Annotated in this window: 19 protein-coding genes, 1 tRNA gene and 1 other RNA gene; 7 read left to right on the top strand and 14 right to left on the bottom strand. The window is 67.9% G+C overall.

Annotated features, from left to right (window positions below):
• Positions 1–124: 124 nt before the first annotated feature.
• From ffs to A7E77_RS10985, 5 genes are all read right to left on the bottom strand, one after another.
• Positions 125–222, bottom strand: an RNA gene (ffs, locus tag A7E77_RS11005) — signal recognition particle sRNA small type.
• A gap of 41 nt (positions 223–263) precedes the next feature.
• On the bottom strand, positions 264–605 hold the full coding sequence (locus A7E77_RS11000; protein ID WP_078462277.1) for a hypothetical protein: 342 nt from the start codon (positions 603–605) through the stop codon (positions 264–266).
• Between the two features lie 251 nt (positions 606–856).
• A complete protein-coding gene (locus A7E77_RS10995; protein ID WP_063687968.1) occupies positions 857–1,165 on the bottom strand; it encodes a 2Fe-2S iron-sulfur cluster-binding protein in 309 nt (102 codons plus the stop codon).
• On the bottom strand, positions 1,162–2,223 hold the full coding sequence (locus tag A7E77_RS10990; RefSeq protein ID WP_063689904.1) for a cysteine desulfurase family protein: 1,062 nt from the start codon (positions 2,221–2,223) through the stop codon (positions 1,162–1,164). The genes A7E77_RS10995 and A7E77_RS10990 overlap by 4 nt, the downstream gene beginning before the upstream one ends.
• Entirely contained in the window at positions 2,220–3,236 is a 1,017-nt protein-coding gene (locus A7E77_RS10985) for a cysteine desulfurase family protein (protein ID WP_063689901.1), read from the bottom strand. Before A7E77_RS10985 ends, A7E77_RS10990 begins: the two co-directional genes overlap by 4 nt.
• Before the next feature lie 133 nt (positions 3,237–3,369).
• Here A7E77_RS10985 and A7E77_RS10980 point away from each other — a divergent pair, with 133 nt between their 5' ends.
• Positions 3,370–4,026, top strand: coding sequence for an alpha/beta hydrolase (locus tag A7E77_RS10980; protein ID WP_043059448.1), 657 nt, complete (start codon positions 3,370–3,372; stop codon positions 4,024–4,026).
• A 327-nt stretch (positions 4,027–4,353) separates the two neighbouring features.
• Here A7E77_RS10980 and A7E77_RS10975 read toward each other — a convergent pair whose 3' ends face one another.
• The 3 genes from A7E77_RS10975 to A7E77_RS10965 are packed head-to-tail and all read right to left on the bottom strand — an operon-like array spanning position 4,354 to position 6,502.
• Positions 4,354–4,533, bottom strand: a complete 180-nt coding sequence (locus A7E77_RS10975; RefSeq protein ID WP_017977875.1) for a hypothetical protein — start codon at positions 4,531–4,533, stop codon at positions 4,354–4,356.
• Entirely contained in the window at positions 4,533–4,856 is a 324-nt protein-coding gene (locus tag A7E77_RS10970) for a YbaB/EbfC family nucleoid-associated protein (protein WP_018251134.1), read from the bottom strand. The genes A7E77_RS10975 and A7E77_RS10970 overlap by 1 nt, the downstream gene beginning before the upstream one ends.
• Positions 4,853–6,502 (bottom strand): DNA polymerase III subunit gamma/tau, encoded by a 1,650-nt coding sequence (locus tag A7E77_RS10965; protein WP_063687966.1) that lies wholly within the window; start codon positions 6,500–6,502, stop codon positions 4,853–4,855. Before A7E77_RS10965 ends, A7E77_RS10970 begins: the two co-directional genes overlap by 4 nt.
• A 47-nt stretch (positions 6,503–6,549) precedes the next feature.
• Between A7E77_RS10965 and A7E77_RS10960 the strand changes: the two genes are divergently transcribed.
• The 3 genes from A7E77_RS10960 (at position 6,550) to A7E77_RS10950 (ending at position 8,843) form a co-directional block, all read left to right on the top strand.
• Complete coding sequence (locus tag A7E77_RS10960) at positions 6,550–6,855, top strand: hypothetical protein (RefSeq protein ID WP_151895478.1); 306 nt, start codon at positions 6,550–6,552, stop codon at positions 6,853–6,855.
• A gap of 102 nt (positions 6,856–6,957) precedes the next feature.
• The gene (recJ, locus tag A7E77_RS10955) at positions 6,958–8,712 is read left to right on the top strand and encodes a single-stranded-DNA-specific exonuclease RecJ (protein WP_063687964.1); all 1,755 of its coding nucleotides are present in this window, start codon (positions 6,958–6,960) and stop codon (positions 8,710–8,712) included.
• 56 nt (positions 8,713–8,768) lie between these two features.
• Positions 8,769–8,843: transfer RNA gene (locus A7E77_RS10950), tRNA-Glu, on the top strand.
• A 399-nt stretch (positions 8,844–9,242) separates the two neighbouring features.
• Here the strand turns inward: A7E77_RS10950 and A7E77_RS10945 are convergent.
• A complete protein-coding gene (locus tag A7E77_RS10945) occupies positions 9,243–9,554 on the bottom strand; it encodes an ArsR/SmtB family transcription factor (protein WP_063687962.1) in 312 nt (103 codons plus the stop codon).
• A 131-nt stretch (positions 9,555–9,685) separates the two neighbouring features.
• On the opposite strand from A7E77_RS10945, the gene A7E77_RS10940 reads away from it, so the two are divergent.
• Positions 9,686–10,420 carry an SDR family NAD(P)-dependent oxidoreductase gene (locus A7E77_RS10940; protein ID WP_192929968.1) on the top strand — a complete coding sequence of 245 codons (735 nt, stop codon included), beginning with the start codon at positions 9,686–9,688 and terminating at the stop codon, positions 10,418–10,420.
• Positions 10,421–10,533: 113 nt separating this feature from the next.
• Here A7E77_RS10940 and A7E77_RS10935 read toward each other — a convergent pair whose 3' ends face one another.
• Entirely contained in the window at positions 10,534–13,077 is a 2,544-nt protein-coding gene (locus A7E77_RS10935; protein ID WP_078462341.1) for a TonB-dependent receptor domain-containing protein, read from the bottom strand.
• 31 nt (positions 13,078–13,108) lie between these two features.
• The gene (locus A7E77_RS10930) at positions 13,109–13,810 is read right to left on the bottom strand and encodes a phosphatase PAP2 family protein (RefSeq protein ID WP_063687956.1); all 702 of its coding nucleotides are present in this window, start codon (positions 13,808–13,810) and stop codon (positions 13,109–13,111) included.
• A 212-nt stretch (positions 13,811–14,022) separates the two neighbouring features.
• On the opposite strand from A7E77_RS10930, the gene A7E77_RS10925 reads away from it, so the two are divergent.
• Positions 14,023–14,355 (top strand): hypothetical protein, encoded by a 333-nt coding sequence (locus tag A7E77_RS10925; protein ID WP_063687954.1) that lies wholly within the window; start codon positions 14,023–14,025, stop codon positions 14,353–14,355.
• Here A7E77_RS10925 and A7E77_RS10920 read toward each other — a convergent pair.
• Both A7E77_RS10920 and A7E77_RS10915 read right to left on the bottom strand, forming a co-directional pair.
• Complete coding sequence (locus tag A7E77_RS10920) at positions 14,315–15,694, bottom strand: sensor histidine kinase (RefSeq protein WP_226341721.1); 1,380 nt, start codon at positions 15,692–15,694, stop codon at positions 14,315–14,317. The two genes, A7E77_RS10925 and A7E77_RS10920, sit on opposite strands and share 41 nt — an antisense overlap.
• A gap of 2 nt (positions 15,695–15,696) precedes the next feature.
• On the bottom strand, positions 15,697–16,377 hold the full coding sequence (locus tag A7E77_RS10915; protein WP_063687951.1) for a response regulator transcription factor: 681 nt from the start codon (positions 16,375–16,377) through the stop codon (positions 15,697–15,699).
• 165 nt (positions 16,378–16,542) lie between these two features.
• On the opposite strand from A7E77_RS10915, the gene A7E77_RS10910 reads away from it, so the two are divergent.
• Complete coding sequence (locus A7E77_RS10910; protein WP_063687949.1) at positions 16,543–16,920, top strand: STAS/SEC14 domain-containing protein; 378 nt, start codon at positions 16,543–16,545, stop codon at positions 16,918–16,920.
• A 184-nt stretch (positions 16,921–17,104) separates the two neighbouring features.
• Here the strand turns inward: A7E77_RS10910 and A7E77_RS10905 are convergent, their stop codons facing one another.
• On the bottom strand, positions 17,105–17,767 hold the full coding sequence (locus tag A7E77_RS10905) for a Dps family protein (RefSeq protein WP_063687947.1): 663 nt from the start codon (positions 17,765–17,767) through the stop codon (positions 17,105–17,107).
• Positions 17,768–18,102 lie beyond the last annotated feature (335 nt).

Raw genomic sequence — 18,102 nt, 5'->3', positions numbered from 1 at the left:
GATCAGTGGAACGTGCCGCAGAGGATGCAGCGACAAAAGGCGAAATAAGCAAAAACGGATCATGGCGAAGCCATGACGTCGGACAGTGCTCAGCACCGCCGGCCGCGCAGCATGCCTGGCATGCTGCGGTGGGAGCCGGGACGACCCGCGGCGAAATCGTTGCGGCTGCTTCCTTCCGGACCTGACCGGGTTGGCGACGACCACGTCCGCCCGACTCCCGCGGCGCATATGGCGGGGTCGGGCGGCAGGATCAAGTGGTCAGATCAGCGCCATACGCGGAAGCAGCGCCGCACCGGCCCGTAATAGCCCGGCTGCAACCGGCAGACGACACGGCTGCGGCCGTAGCCATAACCGGGGCGACCCCAGCCCGGCCCGCGATCCCAGCCGGGACCGCGATCCCAACCACGGTGGCGACCCGGCCCACGATCCCAACCCGGACCGCGACCCCAACCGGGTCCGCGATCCCAGCCCGGTCCGCGATCCCAGCCCGGTCCGCCGCGCGGGCCATGCCAGCCATGCGGCCCCGGAGCGGCCTCGGCCGGGGCGGCGGCGACGACAGTGCCCGCGGCGAGCGCAGCGGCACCGAATAGAGCGACAAGCTTCATGATCGAACACTCCCTCTCATGAACCCGCCAAAGCGGGCATGAGCGTACAATCGCCGATCCGCGATGCACGATCCCTGAACCCGTCGTTGTCCAACCGTCAGGAAAGGCGGGAGCATTTTGGTGGGATCAACGATGAGATGCGCCACAGGCCCCCCTTATCCGTCACCCCGGACTTGATCCGGGGTCCCGCCTTTTCTGGGCCAGCGAACAGAAGCGGGATCCCGGCTCAAAGCCGGGATGACGGGTAACCCCTACCCCGGCACCCGCACCGTCAGCCCGTCGAGCGCTGCACTCAACCGGATCTGGCACGCCAGCCGGCTGGTCCGCGTCGCCTGCGGCACCATGTCGAGCAGGTCTTCCTCCTCCTCCCGCGGCGGCGGCAGGCGATCGGCATCCTCGGCCGCGACGATCACGTGGCAGGTCGCGCATGCCATATCGCCATCGCACGTCCCCTCCAGCGGCTGCCCGTCCGCCTGCGCCACGTCGAGCAGCCGCGCGCCCTCGACGCCCTTCGCATCGCGCACGCTGCCGTCCGTCCCGATGAACCGCACCCGGATCACACCACCCCCTGCGCCCGCGCCGCCGCGGCGATCGCCTCCAACGCCTGCTCCAGTTCGTCCTCGGTCGTGTAGCGCCCCCAGCCGAGCCGGATACTCGACCGCGCCTGCGTTTCGCTGAGACCCAGCCCGCGCAGCACATGGCTAGAACGCCCCGATCCGCTCGCGCACGCCGACCCCGCCGAAAAGGCGATGTCGCGGCAATCGGACATCAATCGCGCCACATCCAGCCCGTCACGCCGCACGTTGAGATTGCCGCGATAGCGCGGCTCGACCGCACCGTTGATCGTCCACCCGCGCAGCCGCTCGATCGCCCGGGCCCACAATCGCTCGACATGCGCTGCGTCTGCGTCCCACCGCTCCGCCATCAATCGCGCCGCCACCCCGAAGCCGACACAGAGCGCCGGCGACAGCGTGCCCGATCGCCCACCCTCCTGGTCGCCACCGTGCAGCAACGGCGCCAGCGTGACGCCATCGCGCACCCACAGCGCGCCGATCCCCTTCGGCCCGTAGATCTTGTGCGCCGACACCGCGACCAGATCGACATGCTCCGGAATCGCCACGCGACCATAGCCCTGCACCGCATCGCACAGCATCAGCGCAGATCCGGCCTGCGCCCGCGCGGCCAGCTCCGCGATCGGTTGCACCACCCCAATCTCGTTGTTGACGAGCATCGCCGCGACCAGCCCACCCTCAACCGACACGTCCGTCGCGGCGACGAGTCCGTCCTCACCGACTCCCAACACCGACGCCGCCCGCCCCGACGCCCGCACCGTATCGAGAACCGCGGCATGTTCCGTCGCCAGCGTGACGATCGCCCCCTGCGTTCCCTTGATCGCCCAGTTGAGCGCCTCGGTCGCTCCGCTGGTGAACACCACGCGCCCGCCCGGCGGCAGCAGCGCCGCGACCTGCGCGCGCGCCACCTCGACCGCCGCCTTGGCGGCCCGGCCGGGACGGTGCGGCGAATGCGGGTTGGCGTGCTGATCCGCCAGCCAGGGCAGCATCGCCGCCAGCGCTTCCGGCGCGAGCGGCGTCGTCGCCTGATAATCGAGGTAGATCACGGCGCCCGCCGCATCTGCTTCGCCATCGCGCGCCATGCCGCGATAAAGGCGTCGACCTCCGCCTCGGTCGTCGTGCGGCCAAAGCTCACCCGGATCACCTCGCGCCCCGCCTCTGCGCTCCAGCCCATCGCGGCGAGCACATGGCTCGGCTTCATGCTCCCGCTCGAGCACGCACTGCCCGCCGAGACTGCAAAGCCGGCGCTGTCGAGCAGAATCAGCTGCGCCGCCGCCGCGGACCCGCGCAACCGATACGAACCGATCGCCGGATGACGCAGCACGCTCTCCGCGACCACCTCACCGCCCGATCGCCGGATCGCATCGTCCAGCTTCGCCCGCAGCGCGCCATGATCCGGCTCCGGCTCAGCCAACGCTGCGGCATAGCCGAGCACCCCCGGCAAATTTTCGGTGCCGGGCCGGTAGCCCCGCTCCTGCCCCCCGCTCGGATGCAGCAGTGCCAGATCGCGCACCAGCAGCGCCCCCACGCCCGGCGGCCCGCCGCGCTTGTGCGCCGACAGCGCAACCATGTCGGCAAGGTCGGCCAGTTCGGCCGACGCCGGCATCTGCGCCGCATCGACGAGCAACCATCCCCCCGCCGCATGCACGCGCTCGGCGATCGCGGCCAGCGGCTGGCGCACCCCCGTCTCGCTGTTCGCCCATTGCACGCAGACCAGCGCCGGCCCCGCCGCCACCATCGCCTCCAGCGCCGCAAGATCGACCAGCCCGTCGCGGCCCACCGGCACCACACCCGCATCGCCCCCGGCCCTCAGCGCGGCATCATGCTCCACCGCGGTCATCAGCCGCCGCGGCGCGGTCGTCCGCCCGAGGGCGATGCCGAGCGATTCACTCGCCCCGCTGGTCAGGATCGTCTCCCCCCGCCAGCCATGGGCCGCCGCGATCGCGCGCCGCGCCTCCTCCAGCGCCGCACGCGCCGCGCGCCCTTCGCGATGCGGCGACGACGGATTGGCCCACAGATCGAATCCCTTCGCCACAGCCGCGCGCGCCGCGGCGGTCATCGGCGTCGTCGCGGCATGATCCAGGTAGAGACGGTCGGGCAGGATTCGTTCCAATTGCGAAAACGGGTGTGCGGCCTATATAGCGCGCAACATTCTGCGCATACCCGCGCGCCCCTTATCTGTGGCGAGACCCATGCCCGAAGTCATCTTTCCCGGCCCCGAAGGCCGTCTCGAAGGGCGTTTCGCCCCCGCTCCCCGTCCCCGCGCACCGGTCGCTATGATCCTGCACCCGCACCCCAGCGCGGGCGGCACAATGAACAACCGGCTGGTGCAGGAGCTCTACAAGACGTTCCAGCGCCGCGGCTTCGCGACGCTGCGCTTCAACTTCCGCGGCGTCGGTAAGAGCCAGGGTACGTTCGACAATGGCGTCGGCGAACTCAGCGACGCGGCAAGCGCGCTCGACTGGGTGCAGAGCTTCCACCCCGAAGCCTCGACCACCTGGATCGCGGGCGTCAGCTTCGGCGCGTGGATCGGCATGCAGTTGCTGATGCGCCGCCCCGAAATCCGCGGCTTCATCTCGGTCGCGCCGCCAGCCAACATGTACGACTTCAGCTTCCTCGCCCCCTGCCCCTCGTCGGGCATCATCATCCAGGGCGAAGCCGACGAAGTCGCGACGCCTGGCGCGACGCAGAAGCTGGTCGACAAGCTGCGCACCCAGAAGCATATCACCATCCACCACGACACGATCCCGAAGGCGAACCACTTCTTCGAGAACGAGACGCCCGAACTGATGCGCTCGGTCGACAATTATCTGGATATGCGGCTGGACCCGAACTCGCCGATCCGGTGAGGCTGGCGTAGCGGAATAGCGGCACGCTAATCCGCGTCTCGGCCGCCAGCCCGGCCAGCGGGGCGCAGCCCCGACTGACGGCATAGGCTTCGCCTATGCCGGGCGACCAGCGGTTCCCAAATTCCTCCCCCGCCAGGGGGAGGTGGCACGCCAAGGGCGTGACGGAGGGGGAGGACACGACGCCCCTATCCGTTGCCGCGGCACTGGGCATACCGCCGCCACGAGGCTCTGAAATCCCGAGCACAGGGCGTCCGCGGAAACGCCCCTCCACCATTCGCTACGCGAACGGTCCCCCTCCCCCGCTAAGGCGAGCGAGGACCTACAACATCACATCTGCCAGATCAGCACATTCCCCAGCAGCACGGCGGACATCACCAGCAACAGCACCGCCTTCTTCCGGTCGCCGCCCCGCGCCAGCAGCGCGCCGCCGCCGATCAGGCAGGCGAAGCACCCCAGCATCGCGATCGCCGGTGCGGCACGCGCGACCGATCCCAGCGGTCCGTCCATCAGAACGGCAGCTTGAAGCCCGGCGGCAACGGCAGGCCGCTCGTCATCTTCGACATTTCGGCGCCCGATGCCGCATCCGCCTTGGCCCGCGCATCGTTAAACGCGGCGGCGAGCAGGTCTTCCAGCATCTGCTTCTCGCTCACCTCGATCAGCGAATCGTCGATCGCGATGCCGATGATCCGGCCCTTGGCGGTCGCCTTCACCTTCACCAGGCCGCCGCCCGACACACCCTCGACCTCGATCGTGTCGAGCTGGTCCTGCGCCTTTTGCAGCTCGCTCTGGACGTTCTGCGCCATCGCGAGGATTTCATCGAGGTTCTTCATGCCACACTCCGTTTACCGGGCCAGGTTTCCAGCTCCGCGTCGGGAAACGCCGCCAACGCCGCCTGTACCAGCGGGGTCGCCAGGATCGCCTGCCGCGTCGCCTCTTCCTCGGCCTTGTCCTTCTCGCGCAAGGTAGGCGCGCCGGGCGCATCCTCCAAGGCTATCTTCCACACCTGCCCGGTCGCGCGCTTCAGCGCATCCGCGGCATCGCGCAGCGTATCCGCAGACATCGGCCGCGATCCACTTAGGATCAGTTCGGGCGGTTCGTACCGCACGACGCGCGCGCCATAGCCCAATTGGGCGGCGACGGCGTGATGCCCCTTGTCCTCCAGCATCGCAACCAGCGCCTCGAAGTCCGCCGGCATGGCTGGCTTTTCATCGATGACCGCAACCGGCGCAGGCGCCGGGGCCGCCGCCGGGGCGGACGCGGGCGCAGCGCCACCGATCTTGCCGCTCGCGATCTGCTTCGCCAACTCGCCCGGATCGGGCAGGCTGGACGCATGGATGACGCGCAGCAGCGCCATCTCCGCCGCCTCGATCGGCAGCACCGCCTTGGCAACCTCGTCATGCCCCTTCAGCATCAGCTGCCACAGCCGGTGCAGCGCCGGGAAGGAAAGGCTCGCCGCCCATTCGCTGCGCGCCTGCCGTTCCTCGACCGGCTGCGCCGGGTCCTCCGCCGTGCCGACTTTGGCGAGCGTGATGCCGTGTACCGTCTCCAGCAACGCACGCAGCACCGATTGCGGATCGACGCCATAGTCATATTGCCGCCGCAGGCTGGCGAGCGCGCCCGCCGCATCGCCGGCCAGCAGCAACGCCATCAGGTCACGCACCGCGCCACGATCGGACAGGCCCAGCATCTGCCGCACCGCCGCTGCGCTGACCCCGCCGCCCTCCAGCCCGGCGTGCGCAATCGCCTGGTCCAGAATCGACAGGCCGTCGCGCGCCGACCCCTCCGCCGCGCGCGCAATCAGCATCAGCGCTTCAGGCTCCGCCTCGACACCCTCCTCACGGCAGACGAAGGCGAAATGCTCGGCCAATTGCTCTGCCGAAATGCGCCTAAGGTCGAACCGTTGGCAGCGCGACAGCACCGTGATCGGCACCTTGTTCACCTCCGTGGTGGCGAACAGGAATTTGACGTGCGCGGGCGGCTCCTCAAGCGTCTTCAGCAGCGCGTTGAACGCGTTCTTCGACAGCATGTGGACTTCGTCCACGATGTAGATCTTGTAGCGCGCGCTGACCGCCGCATAGCGCGCCGCGTCGATGATCTCGCGCACGTCGTCGACGCCGGTGTGGCTGGCGGCGTCCATCTCGATCACGTCGATATGGCGGCCTTCGGCGATGGCGCGGCACGGCTCGCACACCCCGCACGGATCGATCGTCGGCCCGCCCTGCCCGTCCGGCCCGACACAGTTGAGTGCCTTGGCGATCAGCCGCGCGGTCGACGTCTTGCCCACCCCGCGCACCCCGGTCATCAGGAACGCATGCGCCAGCCGGTCGCGCTTGATCGCGTTGCCCAGCGTCGTCACCATCGCATCCTGCCCGATCAGCTCGGAAAAGGTCTGCGGACGATATTTGCGCGCGAGCACGCGGTAGGGGTTGGCCTTCGCAGGCTGGGGCGGTTCGCCAAGGTCAAAGGAATCGGCCATCACGTTCCTCTATAGGAGCGCAAGGGGTTGGTGTCGAAGGGCGGACGATGGTCCAGGCGCTCGTGGCGCGCTATGCTTCGGCGATGACGTCGCTGTCGCATCTGTTGAACGCATTCCTGTCGACACTCCTGCTCGCCGGGCTCGGCAATTGGGCGATCAGCCGCTTCGCGCCGAACGCCCCGGCCCGGTTCGGCGCGTTTATGCTGGCGATCGGTTATGCGATCGCACGCTTGAGCGGCGAAACGCCCACGTGGATGGCAGACGCGCGGCTGCCGCGTGCGGCAGGCGTGGCAGTTGCGCTCGCGCTCATATGGTATTGGTGGTTCCGACGGCGTATGCCAGCGGATCGGTAGCCGGCGGACCAGCCGTCGGAATATGATCCGCGCGAGTCCGCCACGCATATCGTTTGACGGTCGCGCTCTGCGGCTCAACCATTTTCGGAAAATTCAACTCCCATGTCCCCCGTTCTCGGCGTCACCCACTCGATTCTCGGCCAGCCCTGGCATTGGCGCAGCCTTGCCGCCGACGGGCGCGACGGCTTCGGCACCGACGATCTGGTGACGCAGTTGCTGCTCGCCCGCGGCGCCCCGCGCGAGGCGCTGGAGCAGCATCGCGCACCCTCGATCCGCGCGTTCATGCCCGACCCCTCGGTCTTCCGCGACATGGACCGCGCCGCCGCCCGCCTCGCCGACGCGGTCGAAGCCCGTGAGAGCATCGCCGTCTTCGGCGATTATGACGTCGACGGCGCCACCTCCGCCGCCCTTCTCATCCTCGTTCTGCGCGACCTCGGCATCGAGGCGCGCCCCTACATCCCCGACCGCCTGCTCGAAGGCTATGGCCCGTCGGGCGACGCGCTCGTCCGCCTGGCCCACGAAGGCGCCTCGCTGATCGTCACCGTCGATTGCGGCGCGCAGGCATTCGACGCGCTCGCCATGGCGCACGCCCACCCGGTCGACGTCGTCGTCGTCGACCATCACAAATGCGCCGCCGCCCTCCCCCGCGCGCATGCTCTGGTCAATCCCAACCGGCTCGACGAGGACGAAGGCGCCGCGCATGGCCACCTCGCCGCGGTCGGCGTTTGCTTCCTGCTCGCCGCCGCGTTGATCCGCGAGCTGCGCCGCCGTGGCTTCTTCGTCAGCCGCGCCGAACCCAAATTGATCGATCATCTCGATATCGTCGCGCTCGGCACCGTCGCCGACGTCGCGCAATTGCGCGGCCTCAACCGCGCTTTCGTCGCGCAGGGGCTGAAGGTCATGGCGCAGCGCCGCAACATCGGCCTCGACGCGCTGATCCAGGCATCGCGCCTCACCCGCGCGCCGACGTGCAGCGACCTCGGCTTCGCATTGGGGCCCCGGATCAACGCGGGTGGCCGCGTCGGCCGGGCGGACCTCGGCGTGCGCCTGCTCACCACGCAAGATCCCGCCGAAGCCCGCACGATCGCCGAAGAGCTCGACCGCCTCAACGATGAGCGCCGCCTGATCGAAAGCGGCGTGCAGGAAGCCGCCGACGCGATGATCGCGAGCGACCGCGCGGTCGCAGTCGTCGCAGGCGAAGGCTGGCACCCCGGCGTCATCGGCATCGTCGCCGGGCGATTGAAGGAAAAGCTCGGCCGCCCCGCGATCGTCATCGCGATCGACGAACATGGCGTCGGCAAGGGATCGGGCCGGTCGATCGCCGGCGTCGACTTGGGCGCCGCGGTACTCGCTGCCAAGGAGCACGGCCTGCTTGTCGCTGGCGGTGGCCATGCGATGGCGGCAGGCCTCACCATCGCTGCCGACCAGGTCGCCGCTTTCACCGACTTTCTAGAAGAGCGCCTCGCCGCCGCCGTCACCCGTGCGATCGGCGAGCGTGCGCTGCTGGTCGACGCCGTGCTCGCCCCCGGCGGCGTCAATCCGGCACTGGTCGATTCGCTCGATGTCGGCGGTCCCTATGGCATGGGCTGGCCCGCGCCGCGCATCGCCGCCGGCCCGGTGCGCATCATCAAGGCCGACGTCGTCGGCAACGGCCACGTCCGCGCCATCGTCGCGGGTGACGACGGCCGCAGTTTCAAGGCGGTCGCCTTCCGCGCCGCCGACAGCGCGCTGGGTCAGGCGCTGCTCGCCGCCGCCCCGCACCGTCGCCTGTGGGTCGCTGGCCGCGCCAAGATCGACGATTGGGGCAGCCGCCCCGTCGCCGAACTGCATCTGGAAGACGCCGCCTGGGCCGATTGACGAAAAGAGGCTTGACCGACGGCCCCGCCTCCCCTAACCGCCCCCAACGCCTTCACGGCCCCTTCGTCTAGCGGTTAGGACGCGGCCCTTTCACGGCTGAAACACGGGTTCGATTCCCGTAGGGGTCACCAGCGCTCGCCGGAACGGCGGATGTGCGCGGTTCAGGCGGTCCTCCTGCACGCTTTACCCATCCTTGTGTGCAACGGATGCGTACAATGTGGTCCGTATGACCACCCCTGAAAATATTCTTGCACCGGCATTTTCTTCGTTCGGCCCGTCATCCTCGCTGCGCTGCGCCGCCCGCGCTGTCTGAATTGATCCCGCACGGGGCCGCATCGTACCACCCTCCGTCCTAGTTACCGGCTCTGGGGCGCTTTTCCCCAGGCTTTCCCTGTCGCCGAACGGACCATAGCTGCAAACACGGCCAGCCAAGACGGTGCCGACCGTCACCCAAGTCTATAAAAACTAGGCAAGATGCAAGACGCGCGAAACAAACCGCGACGACGATGCGGCGGCCGCGATCGGCCGGCTCAGCCCGGCCGGTTGGCGAGCACCACGTCGATCAAGCCCGGGAAGCGCCGGTCGAACTCGTCCCGGCGCAACTTGTTGATCATCTCGCGGCCGGCCTGCGTCGTCTCGATCAGCCCGGCCGCGCGGAGCAACTTCAAATGGTTGGACAGCGTGCTTTTCGGGATCGTCTCGCACGGCGCGGCATCGGTGCAGCTCAGCCGCTCGGTCGCGGCAAGCCGCGCCACCATGGCCAGCCGATTGGGATCGGCGAGCGCGTGCAGCGCCAGATCGAGCGGAACGTCCTCCAGCCGGGGGTGCGTGAAGCGGGCCATGCCGTCGATATAGGACGCCGCAGCGAATTTAATAGTTCGGTATTATTGAACGATTGAAACGTCACCCCATTTCTCGCCTGCCGACAGCGCACGATGCCGTGATCGCGGGCCAGCATTTTTGGAGATTTTATATGTCGATTCAGGGCAGGACAGCGCTCGTCACCGGTGGATCGCGCGGCATCGGCTCGGCCATCGCCAAGCGGCTGGCGGCAGAGGGCGCGACCGTGGCGATCACCTATGCGGGCAACAAGGCTGCGGCCGACGCCACGGTGGCGGCGATCGAGCGTGCGGGCGGCACCGCCTTCGCCTTCCAGGCCGATGCCGCCGATCCGGCGTCGCAGCGGGCCGGTGTCGAACAGGCCGCCGCGGCTTTGGACGGGATCGACATTCTGGTCCACAATGCCGGGGTCGCCGAGTTCGCGTCCGTCACCGAGGACACCGACGAAACGTACGACCGCCAGTTCGCCGTGAACGTGAAAGGCCTGCATGTCGGCACCCGCGCGGCCCTGCCGCACCTGCGCGACGGTGGCCGGATCATCCTGATCGGCAGCATCTCGGGCGAAATGGCCTTCCCCGCGACCACGGTCTACAGCGCGACAAAGGCGGCGGTGGCCGCACTGGCGCGCGGCTGGGCCAAGGACCTCGCCCACCGTCACATTCTGGTCAACACCGTGCAGCCGGGGCCGATCGACACCGACATGAACCCCGCCGACAGCGACTTCGCCGCACAGCTGCTGCAATCCATACCACTCGGCCGCTATGGCACGGTCGAGGAGATTGCGGGGGCGGTCGCCTTCCTCGCCGGCCCGGATGCCAGCTACATCACCGGCACCACGCTCAACATCGATGGCGGTGCGACGGCCTGACGGCCAGCCTGGACGTGCCGGCCACAACAACCGGCACGTCCAGGCCCACGTATGTCCGCCGCGGTCGGGCGGACGCCCCCTCGTCGATCTCCACGCCGTCGGGCAGGCAGGATTTACCGGAAGGAGATGCCCGCAGTCAGCAGGAAGGAGCGCGGCGGCAAATAGTTGAACTGGTCGAGCTGGCCATAGCCCGACTGGTATTTCGTGCCGTTGATGGTCGTCGTCGGTGCGCCGGTGATGCTGGTTGCGATCTGCGTCACGGCGCGGCTGTTGAAGACGTTGTTCACCGTCACGCCCAGCTTCAATCCGCCCTCGAACGTCTGGCTGATCGCGAACTGGCCGATGCTGTAGGGGCGAATGCGATAGAGGCGGAACCCGGGGCTGCCGTTGTAATCATTGGCATATTGCGAGCCGGTATATTTCTGGTCGAACGACACGCGGAAGCCGTCCTTGCGGAAGATGAAGCCCGCTGCCGCGGTGGCGAAGGGCGCCTTGCCGATCTGCGCATCGGTCTGCTCGCTGCGCGCCTGGTTGTAGCTGACATTGCCGAACAGGGTCAGGCCATGGATCGGCATGACGCTGAGCTGCCCCTCGACGCCCTTGTATCGGACCTGCCCCTGGTTCACGAGCAGCGTCTGGTCGCAGCCGGTGGTCGTGCAGGTGCCGATCTTGTTGTCGACGTTGATGATATAGCCATCGACATCGAGCGAGACGCCGTGCCCGTGCCAGACGGTGCCGATCTGATAGTTGGTGGTCGTTTGCGGCTTCAGCTGATCGAGCGCGGTGACGAGCTGGCCCGAAGCGGAATAGAAGCTCGACAGGTCGGGCACGTACATGCCCTGCGCGTACTGGCCATAGAAGGACCAGCTGTTCGTCACCAGCCAATTGGCGGTCAGGAACGGCAGCGTCTTGGTCCAGGTCGCGCGGAGGTCGAGCGGCGTGCGGGTCTTCTGTTGCAGGACCGCATCCACGCCGCGGGTGAAGTGGACATATTTCACGCCCGGCGTGATCGACACGCCGTCGACCGGGCGGATCTCCATCTCGCCGAACAGCTGATACTGGTGCCAGGTCGAATGCTGCGCAAAGTTGATGTTCGCCTGCGAAATCGGCGGCAGCGCGCTGGTCGCGGCCGTGCCGCTGGCGAACTTCTCGTTATAGCTGGGCAGGCTGGTGGTGCGGTCGAGGTCGAAATTGTGGCGATCGGTGACGGCATATTCGTACCAGCCACCCAGCCGCAGCTTGCCGAACCCGAAGTCGTAATCCGCCTGGCCTATATAGCCGAAGACGCGGTATTTGTTGAGCTTGTCATAGCCCAGCACGTCGTTGCCACCCGACACCGCGACATAAGGCGAGGCTGCCGTGCCCGCGCCGGTGAAGCCGGTGACGACACCGTTCGACTTGACGATGAACACCGGCAGCGTGCCGCCCTTGGGCACGCCGAAGGACGAGCTGCCATTCCCCGACAGCGTGTTGTTCGTATAGCCATACACGTACGCGCGATTGTCGAGCGTCAGCCCGCCGCCAAGGTTGCTCTGTAGACGCAGGTACGAAAAGTCCGTCGTCTTGTCGGTGCGGTTATATTCCCAATAATCGTGCTGAGTCGGATTGTTGCCGAGCCCGTAATTGAAGCCATATTGCCCGACCTGCGACGTCGCACCACAGCCGCGCCCGCTCAGCTGCGTCAACGGCTGGCCATCGGCACCCAGCGCGGTGGTGATCGTCGCCGTCGGATTGGCGGCGTTATAGGCGTCGGTCGCCGCGCTGCCGCAGGTCGCGCCCTTCAGCACGTCGGACTGATAATAGAAATTGCGGTTCCAGCTGCTCATCACGGTCAGCGTGTTGGCGCTGCCGATCGGCACGACGGCCTTGCCGAACAGGTTCTTCGATCCGACCGGCGAATAGCTGAGCGCGCCGTCGGACTGGAGATACTGGCCGGTCAGCACGATGCGTGTGCCGCCGAGCTTGTCGATGCTGCCGCTTTCGAACAGCGCGCGGCCGATGAAGGTGTTCCAGTTGCCGACGATCGCCTCGCCGCGCAGCTCCGCATCCGCCGTCGCGGCGCGCGAATACATGTTGATGTTGCCGCCATAGCTCGCCTGGCCGAGCTGGCTGGCGTTGCCCGGACCGCGATCGACGACGATCGTCTCGATCGTGTTCGACGGGAAGAAGGCCGTCGAATGGTGCGTCGGGTTGTTGGTGTCGGCAAAGGGGATGGAGTCGTAGGTGACGTTATATTCGCCATCCTGGAAGCCGCGGATCGTCGCCTTGGTTTCCGACAGGCCATAGCCGTTGCCCGCGCCGGAGATCGACACGCCCGGCGTCAATGCGATCAGCTCGTTCACGTCGGCCGTGGCGGCGCTGTTCTCGATGAAGTCGCGGCTGACCGCCGATTGCGGCTGCGTCGTGGTGAGCGAGGCGGTGAGCGGCGCCGCCTGGGCGGTGCGCGATCCGGTGACGATGATGTCGGACGTGGTCAGCGATTGCTTGTCATTGGCCTGCCCCGCCTGGTCGGCGCTGGTCGATTGCGGCACGGCCGTCGCCGTCGGCTCGCTCACCGGCACGGCGACCGGGCCCGCAACGGGATCGGCATGCGCCAGCGTCGGCAACGCGAGCGTGGTGGCCGCCAGCAGAGCGGCGCGGAACGGAACATGGGTCATCATCGGGTCCTCGGACGAAAGGGAAGTGCGGTCAGCGGCGGGCGAGTTCGGCGCGGGCGGCCGCGACCTGATCGGCCAGGCGCGGGTCGTGGAGCAGCCGGTCGGCGACCAGCTGGCCGACCGCGTGGCCCGCCTCGACATCGGAGGGGTAGTGGACCGCGCAGATCTCGCGCCCCTCGGCATAGTCGCGCGACCGGTCGAGGATCGCGGCGGCGCGATCCGGCATCAGCTGCGCCAGCGTCCAGCCGGTCGACCAGGCGAAGGCCGAATGACCGCTGGGATAACTGTCATCGACCCCCTTGCCCTTGCCGCAATGCGGCAGCGTCGGGTCGGTGCGGTACGGGCGGATACGGCGGAAGTGATCCTTGGCGCGATCGACCACCGCGTCGGTCTCGGTATCGACGCGAGCGAGCAGCGCGGCGGTGGCGGGCAGCGCGGTCAGGTCGCGCCCCGTCACCGCGTTGAAGGCGTGCGGCCCCTTGTCATGCCCATCGGCATCGGCGCGCGCGATCCGCTCCGCCGGTGCCGCCTGATGCAGCGCGCGCAGATAGGCGAGTTCCTGCCGCGCCACGACCGAGTCCTGCGCGGGCGGCGGCGCGATGATCGCGGTGGGCGCGAAGGCAGCCGGATCGAGCAGCGACGCCGCGGGCCGTCCGTCATGCTTGGCGACCGCAGCGGTTGCGAGCAGGCCGAGCGCGAGCGCGACCGGCATCCCGTATCGGATATGCATCATGGTATCCCCCGACCGGTCGGCGGCCCCCTCCCGCCGGGGCACGACCGTGTCGAGCGGCGCGCTAGGTGCGCTGTATGACCGATCCGTGACAATCGGGCGCCGGGGCGGGCAAAGCGTGCCTACATTGCAAACTTAGAATGAAAGCATCGCCGGCCTGTCACATTGCGGGTGTCAGGGCGACGCCACCTGCCCCCCATGATGGATATGCGTCGATGCGCCGTTGGCACCGCCTGCTCGCCCCCTGGTTCGCGCTCCTGCTGCTGCTGCTCGCCGCGACCGGGCTGGCGACGCAGGCGACCGACCTGCTCGATCGCGCGCCGGCCAAGACGGCATCCGCCGATGCGCCGGCGGCGCCAAGCGCGATGAAGAGCTGGAACCGCTGGTTCAAGCACATCCATTCAGGCGAGACATTGGGCCCGGCGGGTATCGCGCTCAACATCGGCGGCGGCGCCGCGCTACTGTTCTTCGCGGGCTCAGGGTTCTGGATGTATCTAACGATGTGGCTCAACCGGCGGCGGAACCGGCGCAAGCGTCAGGCGGCATAAGCGGCAGCGCGATCCGGGCGGCGAGACCCGGCCGGGCATCGTCCAGCCGCAGCGTGCCGCCGTGGAAGCGGACGATCGCCTGGACGATCGCCAGCCCCAGCCCGCTGCCGCGCGTTTCCGCCTGGGCCGCGCGCTCGAACGCCTGCACCACGCGCGCGCGGTCGGCCTCGGCCAGCCCCGGGCCATCGTCCGCCACCGTGATCCGCGCAAATCCGCCGTCCGACGCCAGCGACAGGCGCGCGCGGGTGCCGCGCGGCGTATGCGTCACGACATTGTCGAGCACGTTGACCAGCATCTGCCCCAGCAGATCGGCGTCCCCCGCCACCATCGGCCGCGCCCCCGCCTCCAGCGTCAGCGTGCCATCGTGGTCGGCCAGCACGGGCTCCATCGTCTCGGCGACATCCTCGATCAACGCACGCAGATCGAGCGGGGCGAGCGCCGCCGGATGCCGCCCGCCCTCGATCTCCGCCAGCCGCAGCAGCGCGTCGAAGATGCGGATGATCGCGGCGCATTCGCGCTCCGCCCGCTCCAGCACGGCGGGCTCCTCCGCGCCATTGCGCAGGATGCCGCGCAGCCGGGTGAGCGGCGTGCGCAGATCGTGCGCCAGGTTGCTCGCGAACAACCGCTGGCAGCGGACCAGATCGTCCATCCGGTCGAGCATCCGGTTGAGGCTGTCGGCCTGTCCTGCGAACACGCCGTCCAGCCCCTGCGTCGGCACCCGGCGGCTGAGGTCGCCCCCCGCGATCGCATCCGCCGTCTCTTGCGTCGCGGCGAGCCGCACCGCAATCAGCCGCGCGAACACCAACGTCACCGCGACGCCGGTCACTGCGGCGGCGAGGGACAGCGCGACGACGACCCAGGGCAGGAGTTCGTGCAGCGATTCCCCCGCCTCGCTATGCTGAACGATGACGAGCAGGCTACCGCTCGGCAGCCGCGTCGCCAGCGCCCGGCCCTTTTGCGTGCCGCGCCCACCCGCATGGAAGCGGACGTTGGAATAGCCGAGCGGCGGCGGCGCGATGTCGAGCCGCCCGGCGATCCGCCTGCCGTCCGCGCCGAACAGCACATAGGTGCGCTGGCTCAGCACCTTGCGCCGCTGCCAGTCGACGATCTTCGCGGCGACCACCGCATCGGTCACCGGCTGGCCATGGCCCAGCCCCAGATATTTGGCGGCATGCGCGCGCAGCGACGTGTCGACCCGGCGCGCGATCCACGCATCGGCGACGCTGAACCCGATCACCCCGACCAGCGCCATCATCACGGTAAAGGTCAACCCGACCTGAATCGGCAGCCGCCCCAGGCCATGCGGACGCCCCCGCCCTCCCCAACCGGCGAGCCGCATGATCAGGCGCATCGCTCGGAGCGCAGGATGTAGCCCGCACCCCGCTGCGTCTCGATCGGGTCGCAGTCGATGCCGATCAGCGCGGTACGCAGCCGGCTGAGATTGCTTTCGACGATATTGGCGGTGGGCGCGAAGGCATAGCCCCACACCGCCTCCAGCAGCATCGATCGCGTCACCAGCCGGTCGGCATGGCGCATCAGATGCGCGAGCAGCGAATATTGCCGCCGGTTGAGCGTCACCGACTGGCCGCGGAACCAGGCCTGATGGCCACTGGGATCGAGCCGCAGCCGCCCCACCTCCAGCCGCGCACTGTCACCCGCCGGGGTGCCACGGCGCGCGATCGCCGCAATGCGGGCGGCGAGTTCGTCCATATCGAACGGCTTGGCGAGATAATCGTCCGCGCCGCTCGCCAGCCCCTCGATCCGGTCCTTCACCGATCCCAGTGCGCTCAGCATCAGGATCGGCGTGGACAGGCCGTCACGGCGAATCTGGTCGATCACCGACAGGCCGTTGAGATCGGGCAGCATCCGGTCGAGCACGATCGCGTCGCAATCGTCCTGCCGCAACGCCAGCAGCGCCGCCGCCCCCGTCGCCGCCACGCGTAGTTGATGCCCCACGGCGTGCAGGCTGCGGGCGATCTGATCGGCGATGACGGGATCGTCCTCGACGATCAGCAGGCGCATGGGATGTCTACGGTCTTCCTACCGCGACGATGCCACGCGGATGTGACAGGTGTGTGGCACGCCAACAGGGCCCGGCATGCGGATGATCGCCCCCACGCGCGGGCCAGCCGATAGTCACTTTATCAACGACTTACCGCTAGCGTGACATGCGCTGGAGGACCGCGCATGTACAAGATCGTCGTCGACCGCACCCATGCTCTCATCAGGCTAGACATGCACGGCATGCTCACCCGCGCCGACGCCGACCAGCTGGTCGCCGACCTGATCACCCAGATCACCGCCGCCCGGCTGCCCAGCTACGCAATGATCATCGACGTCTCACGCTGTCCGGTGCAAGCGCAGGACATGATCGCCGCGATGGGCGATCACCTAACCAAGATGAGGAACGCGCGCGCCCTCGCCATCGTCACCGGCACCACGCTGGTCCGCCTGCAAGTCCGCCGCATCTTCAACCAGCCCTTCACCCGCTTCGCCACGTCCTACGACGACGCGCTCGCATGGGTCGTGTCGGGGATCGAACCAGACGGCATCACGAAAGCATAAGGACGATGCGAGGGCGCCTGTGATGGCGCATCCGGATGGCCCCAGGAAGGTTTACCCTCCGCGATCCGGCAACGGCGAACTTCCCGTAGGCGGAGCCGCAACTTGCAAAAGCCACCATCGCGACGGACGCCTCTCCAGGCGCTCCGTCGCGATGGTTTGGTAATTGATGTTTTCGGCCGTCCAATCAGCGGGCAGGAGCCGTCCGTGTCATCGGCGGCACCGGGCGTCCGCCGTTGAGGTCAGCCCCGGTATTGGGGTCCGTCGGCGTCGGCTGGATCATGGCGCGCATCTGCCACTGATATTTGTCGATCACATGTTGCACCTCCTGCAACAGGTTCGAGGTGGTCGGATCGCCGTCCTCGCTGGCCTTGATACCCTGACCGATCTCGTCGCTGACCACGCGATAATTGGTCGCGAACCATGTGATGACCTGCGCGTCGTCGATGAAGCCGCCCGGCATTTCGGGCACGCGGCTGGTGCGGACGATGGTGTTGGCGCGGCCGTCCGCCGACGCACCGATCGCGAGCAATCGCTCGGCCACCTCGTCGGCATATTTGGCGACGCCGTCGTGATGGTCCTGCAGCAATTCGTGCAGCGGATAGAAGAGCGTGCCCGACACGTTCCAATGGGCCTGTTTGGTCTGAAGCTGGAGCTGTTGCAGCTCGATCAGCGCCTGCTGCAGTGCCGCGATCGACGCGCGCTGTGCCTGGGCTTGGGGACCGCCGTGGACCTGGCTGGACAGGCTGTTCTGGGGAAACCCATTGTCGGACCGGGTATCGGTGCTCTGGGCGAAAGCAGGCGTGGCAAAAAGGCACGCGACCGCGGCGAGCGAAGCGAAGCGCATCATTCGTATTCCTTCGGCGATAGCCTCAGCCAGGGTGGTTCGGCTCAGGCTGTTGACAGGCAAAGGATGAACGCGACCACCGGCATAGAGTTGTCTAAATTTGTGTTTATGTTTCGAGGCAGGAACAACCACTTACCCGTAGAGAATAGCTCCATTGGTCCCGCGCCATGATTGGGCGGAAGCATCCTTGCCACCGGCTTGACGACGCAAAGCCGGTCAGTCGCCGACGTGCGCCACCTTCCAGTTTCTGCCGTTCATCCCTGTTGTGTTCGACGCGATGAAGGGCTGTCGTCGCGACGTGAATGGTGAGACGTCACATTCCAGTTCTATGGTCACCG

Origin of the sequence: Sphingomonas sp. NIC1, assembly GCF_001638925.1 — a bacterium.
In the GTDB taxonomy this organism is placed as follows: Bacteria; Pseudomonadota; Alphaproteobacteria; order Sphingomonadales; family Sphingomonadaceae; genus Sphingomonas; species Sphingomonas aquatilis.
Note: the sequence above shows the minus strand (reverse complement) of the source record. Positions and strands in the feature narration are given on the sequence as shown.